Source organism: Pseudoflavonifractor sp. An85 (genome assembly GCF_002161235.1).
GTDB lineage: Bacteria > Bacillota > Clostridia > Oscillospirales > Oscillospiraceae > Enterenecus.
The window spans coordinates 1-5,680 of record NZ_NFHE01000055.1 but is presented as its reverse complement, the minus strand read 5'-3'; the positions used below and the strand labels follow the sequence as shown (position 1 = coordinate 5,680).

General features: G+C 51.4%; 5 protein-coding genes and 1 pseudogene. 2 read left to right on the top strand and 4 right to left on the bottom strand.

Translation table 11 applies throughout. The features are described from left to right. Positions 1-133: 133 nt before the first annotated feature. Both B5G37_RS13905 and B5G37_RS13900 read left to right on the top strand, forming a co-directional pair. A pseudogene (locus tag B5G37_RS13905) lies at positions 134-499 on the top strand (HlyD family efflux transporter periplasmic adaptor subunit); the annotation flags it as partial. Positions 500-507: 8 nt separating this feature from the next. Then, positions 508-1,773, top strand: coding sequence for an Ig-like domain-containing protein (locus B5G37_RS13900; protein WP_087258811.1), 1,266 nt, complete (start codon positions 508-510; stop codon positions 1,771-1,773). A gap of 192 nt (positions 1,774-1,965) precedes the next feature. On the opposite strand, the gene B5G37_RS13895 is transcribed toward B5G37_RS13900, so the two are convergent. The 4 genes from B5G37_RS13895 to B5G37_RS13880 form a co-directional block, all read right to left on the bottom strand. After that, positions 1,966-2,223 (bottom strand): helix-turn-helix domain-containing protein, encoded by a 258-nt coding sequence (locus B5G37_RS13895; RefSeq protein WP_087258809.1) that lies wholly within the window; start codon positions 2,221-2,223, stop codon positions 1,966-1,968. Beyond that, positions 2,220-3,950, bottom strand: a complete 1,731-nt coding sequence (locus B5G37_RS13890; protein ID WP_087258807.1) for a type IV secretory system conjugative DNA transfer family protein — start codon at positions 3,948-3,950, stop codon at positions 2,220-2,222. Before B5G37_RS13890 ends, B5G37_RS13895 begins: the two co-directional genes overlap by 4 nt. A 59-nt stretch (positions 3,951-4,009) precedes the next feature. Beyond that, positions 4,010-4,921, bottom strand: coding sequence for a DUF3991 and toprim domain-containing protein (locus B5G37_RS13885; RefSeq protein WP_087258805.1), 912 nt, complete (start codon positions 4,919-4,921; stop codon positions 4,010-4,012). Positions 4,922-4,933: 12 nt separating this feature from the next. After that, positions 4,934-5,680, bottom strand: a 747-nt coding sequence (locus tag B5G37_RS13880; protein WP_143482975.1) for a tetratricopeptide repeat protein, incomplete at its 5' end; no start/stop codon positions are given.

Here is a 5,680-nt window from a genome sequence, read left to right as displayed (position 1 = left end):
CGCTAAAACTTCTTCTTTGTCTGGACATAGTAATGAATCCTCTCTTTCGTATTGATTTTAGTATATCAGATTCATTAAAAATTGTCCGAAAAAGTGTCTTAATTTATGAGACCATTATACTGGATCTGCGGTAGCTACAATCACGCCTGATAATGACGGAGCTTTGATCGAGGCATATATTTCCTCTGCGGAAGTATCCCGCATCCATGAAGGGGACTCTGTCGAGATGGAAGTGACCGGCCTGATGCAGTCAGTTTATGGGACCATTTCGGGTACTGTGACACAAATTAGCAGTGATGCGACCACGCAGGAAGGTAGTGACGGCTCCAGCCAGCTAGTATTCAAGGTGTTGATCCATCCTGATATGCTCTATGTTATTAGCAACAATGGCGACAAGGTAGATTTGACCAATGGCATGACGGTTGAAACAAGAATACAATATAAGGGAATAACCTACTTTGACTATGTTATGCAAAAGCTGGGAGTAAAAGCTGGTTAAATTTATAAATGAAAAGTGATATGATGAGAAAAATGAAGAGAATAATTTCGCTTTTTATGACGTTTATGTTGTTTGTCGTTACAATCTCTTTCAGCTACGCTATAGAGAGCCCTGATCCTTCTTTCGTGCAAGATGAGGTGTTCGTGGACGGGGGCGATGGTGAAAGTCCTCGTACCGAACTGAATGGTGAAGAGGGGAATGATTTGTTAACTGATGAACCAGAATATCCGACTGCTATTGCGGTAGAAAATATTGAATTAGATGCGTATGAAGAGACACTGTATGTTGGGGGAACACTTTCTCTGACTGCGCGTGTTTTGCCAGCAGATGCAACTGAACAGACAATTGAATATAAGTCGTTAAACGAGGCCGTTGCTACCGTATCATCTACTGGTACTGTAACAGGTATTTCTGCGGGAAGTGTTACAATTCAGCTTTCTGCTGGTGGTTATGTAAAGACTATTGACTTAAAGGTGGAAGTTAAAACCTCACAGATTAAGATAAACTCTATATTTATTGTGCTAAAGCCAGGAGAAACGTTCCAACTGTGCGCTGAAATGTATCCTTCCGATGCTACAGATAAAAATATAAACTTTTCTTCACTCGATCCCAACATTGCCTCAGTGTCTTCAAGCGGCCTTGTTACTGCTGGTGATTATGGTACTACAACGATTACGGTGTCAAATAAGGATTGCATTGCTTCTGCAACAGTCGTGGTAAACCAACGAACGGTAGCGGATGGTGACGATACAACGGACGGTGATATAGCCATTGAAACAGAGAAAGTATACCCCCTGGCGGTTACTGCAAAGGAGTTTCCACAGATCGATTCTAATATGCTCAAATACCTTTACGAGACTAAACAGACTCTTACTGTCTCAGGAGAAGGATATGAACTTATTATTTCGGGTGATCAAATAAAGAACTATAACAACGAATTGATAACGGACCTTGGTCTGCACAGCACAGATGACGGACTGTCATTGGTTCTAAATGACGGTGAGTCTCTATGTGGAAAAATTGTTCTAAAATTGGAAAACACCACAGCTGCCGAGCAACTCTATTTGTATAACCCGGATAAGGACACTTATCAGGAGATACGAAGGGATGGAGAAGGCCAGTGGAGTTTGACATCTGCGGGAACATATATGTTAAGTGAGCAAAATCCTCACGAGATGGGCATTGTTTGGTGGTGGATGGGTGTTGGTGGAGTTGCTATTTTCGCATGCACGGTTATTTACATATTTATAAAAAAACAGTATTGGTTCTGGTAGTTCCCAATATCTGCCGTTTTATAGAATATGAAAGCATAAAGTGCGGGAGAGAATTACTTCTTAGAATAGCCCTTATCTCTGAACTAATACTCAGTTAGAGTGAGTCCTTCTGGGCGGTCCACCATGAACCACCCCTGGGTCCAGCAGATGAGCGCAGCTCCCCCTTGGTGGGGAGCTACGCTTTTTGCGGCCTTATCGGATGGTATACAGATTGGATGTACTGCTGCCGTTGGTTCGATGTCTTGGAGCCTTCTCCAGATATCCGTGCTGCTCCAAATCATGAAGCGCCCGCTTCACCGTGGAGCGGGACAGCTTCATGTCCGAAGCAATGGTGTTGATGCCTGGCCAGCACTTGCCCTCGGCATCGGAGCGATCCCGCAGGTACATATAAACTGCCTTAGCCCGAGAGGGCAGTTCGGTGTCTGCATAAATGGTTCCGAAGTAACTCATATCTCATCATCTCCAAACGCTTTCGTGCGGCTGGATTTCCTCTTGACCGCAGTTTGATCCCAGGTTGTATCCTGCCCCACGAACTTGCTGGATTGGGGGAGGTTCTGTTCCAGATCCACACGATTGGCATAGGCCACCTCTCGATTGGCTCGCTCCGGCACGGTGTATGGCGCTCCAAATGTGATGCCCCAATCCAGGAAGAGCCGGAGGCGGGTGCGCATGGGATGGGTGCCGGTTTTCATAACGATGAAGCTTCCCTTGGGAATGGATTTCAGCTCGTCGGGAGTGAGCAGGGCACGCTCCATCATCTGGAGGGACTGGCTTGGGTCGTTCTTACCACGGCTCACGGAGCCGGAGAGAACGGTACGGCTGCCCAGGGCTTTGGACAGCACTTCGGCGGTCTGGCTGTTGGGGGCAAAGCCACCGAAAATGGTGTCCTGGCAGTTGTCAGCTATAATTTCACAGCCCTCTTTTCCGTAGTTTTTCTCCAGCTGTGCCAGGGATTGAATGATGGGTACCAGTGTGAGACGGCGGGAGCGGCCAGCAGAGAAGAGGGGCAGGATGTCAAAGGGGGGCATAGTGCCAAACTCATCGCAGAATAGCACCACCCGATTTTTCAGCTTGCCGCCATTTTCGTCTGCCACAGCAAACAGTTCCCGGCTCAAGTTCTGGATCATTAGTCCCGCCATAAAGTTTTTGGTGGTGTCTTCCTCGGGAAGGATCAGGAAGATGGCGGACTTCTCCGAAGCAAACTTCTCGGCATCCATGGCACTGTCAAAGCAAAGAATTTGCTCCAGCTCAGAGTCCAGAAAGGCATTCAGCCGGGAGAGCACTGTAGACATGACGGAGGCCATGGCCTGATCGGCGCTGTTGAGAGCGGCACCAGCAAACCATCTGGCCTTATGCTCCGGGGGCAGTTTTTCCATCAGGATCTGAAAATGGCTCTTACCTTTGGTCCCGCTGGGTTCCAGAAGATCCTGGACCAGCTTGAACACCGAAACAATGTGTCGGCGCTCCTGGGAATGCTTTGCATCGGGTGGCAGGAATTCAGCCAGCATCAGAATGACTGAGGTGAGCAGACCCTCTGCGGCATCGTAGAAAAAGGCGTTTTGCCCTCGGTTGCCGTCATCGCTATCTGGGTTGACGATGGTTTTGGATAAAATCTTGGCATACTTTTCTGCCTTGGCACGGGCCGCCAGATTGCTTGGCTCCCTTCGGGCAATGTCCATGTATCGGTTGACCAGGGTCAGCAGGTTGTTGCCATCCGAGCGGGTGGGGTTACGCAGGTCGATGACAGAGACGTGATACCCATAGCACTCCTTGGCGATTGTCCCATAGTTCCGAGCCAGGTCGCCTTTGCTGTCCAGGGCCAGCCAGCTCATGCCGCTGGCACAGGCATATTCCAGGTTGGGGTAGAGGAAATAGGCTGTTTTACCGATGCCGCTGGCGCCGATCATCAGGCAGTGGATGTCGTCGCTGTCCACCAGGGCTATGGGCTTGTTCTTCTTGCCTTTGCATCCCAGCACCAGCCCCTGCTGGGTAGGACGGTTTTGTCCGCTGCGCCACTCCTTGACCTGAAAGGGAATGTGGGCGTAGGTTTTCTTGATCTCTTTGGGTGTGGCCCACCGGGCGGTGCCGTGCTGGCCATCACCCACCGTTCGGGATTTGATGCCATTGAGGGTGTAGTGGTGGGAGAGGGCAGACAGCCCGCCGATGACCAACACCATGACGAGCCCTAGGATGATGAGAGGGGCAACCTTGGATGACTGGATAGTTTCCACGAAGTTTAGCCAAAAGTTTGGCACAAGGGCATCACCTCATTTCTCGGTTGGGGCTGTGCGGTCAGGTCATCGTTCCAGTCCTTGTGTTCTGGAGTGAGCCGTTCCACGGTGTAGTTCTCCTCCAGCTGTGTCTTCATACGCTGACTGGCTGCGTGTCCTGCTTCGTCATTATCCAGGCAGAGCAGGACGGTTTTGATTCGTGGCATCCGCTCCAGCATCTTTTCCACCGGCTGGATGGAGGTGCCGCAGCAGGCCACATAGCTGTGGCGTTGCCAGTCCACCGGATGTAGGGTGATATAGGACAGCATATCGATGGGGGCCTCAAACACATAGAGGCTCCCATCGGTACCCATGTGGTGAAAGGTGTACCGGGGGTCACAGCCCTCCACGTTGAGCCGGAAGCCTTTGCCGGAGCTGTTGGTGCTGCGCTTGTGGGCATGGCGGGGAACACCGGTTTCATCGGTGCCCACAAATACTACGTTGTGGTATTTGGCATCTTCATACAGGAGTTTTTTCCTGGCGAAGTGCGCCACCACGTCTCTGGAAATGTTCCGGTGCTTCACCAGATAGGCATAGACCCTGCGCATATCGGAATGGACCGGTGGCAAGGCAAAGGGCTTGGGTGGTGCCTCTGCCGCTTTGGGCGCACAGGGGCACATCTCATCCAGAAGCATGGTGACCGCCTCCGGGTAAGTACGATTGTAAAAAAAGCGGACGAAACTAATGGCATTGCCACCCTGGCGACTGTCATGGTCAAACCACTGGCAACCACGAATGGTGACGCTGTGGTCCGAGGCCAGACGTTTGTCCCGACCGGAGGAGAGCAGTTTCTCACCTCTCTGCCGGAGAAAATATTCCAGGTCTACGGTGGCAGCCCGTTCCTTCTGTTCTTCTGTGAAGTGAATATAGGTTGACATGGTTTCCTCCTGTTACATGGTTTGCTGATAGAAGAGCGGCTCCTCGTGATCGTCTGCCTTGTGGCCTATGGCCATACGCTTCTCTGTGAGCCGCCTTCGACGTTTGGAGTCAATGCGAATGCCTGCCGGGTTTTGGGGCGGAACAGAGTTGTCCCGGAAGATCCTGCCCATGTGGTGGAGGAGCTTCGTTGCGGCTAGCATCACAGAGGGATCGCGGAACTGGTCCAGGCGGTCGAGGAGGAATTGAGCATACGGGTTGCCCTGGGATGCTGACCGGGACAGCCACTCCTGGGCCTGCTTTCGGTCTTGTGCTACATCCCGGCCCAGGAGATACAGCTTACCCAGGGTGTACTGTGCAAACTGATTTTCCTGTCCGGCTGAGGACTTCAGGTACTCCAGTGCTTTCCACACATCCTTGGGAACAGCTTCGCCGGTGAGGGAGAGCTTGCCCAGACGATACTGGGCGAACTGGTTTCCGTGATGGGCTGCTTTGTCCAGCCACTGCACTGCTTCCGTTGTGCGCTTCTGGGTGAGGAGCAGTTTGCCCAGGGCATATTCTGAACAGTCATTTCCCGCCTCTGCGGACAGCCGGAACCAATGCTCTGCCTTTTCATGGTTCCGCAGGGTGGAGAGGGAGTCACGAAAAAACTTGCCCAGCTGGTGTGCCGCTACGGTGTAGCCCTCATCCCAGAGTTGCTCCAACTCACCCACGGCTTGGGTGTGTTCTTCATCCAGCGCATAGATGTCCTGCAGGACATC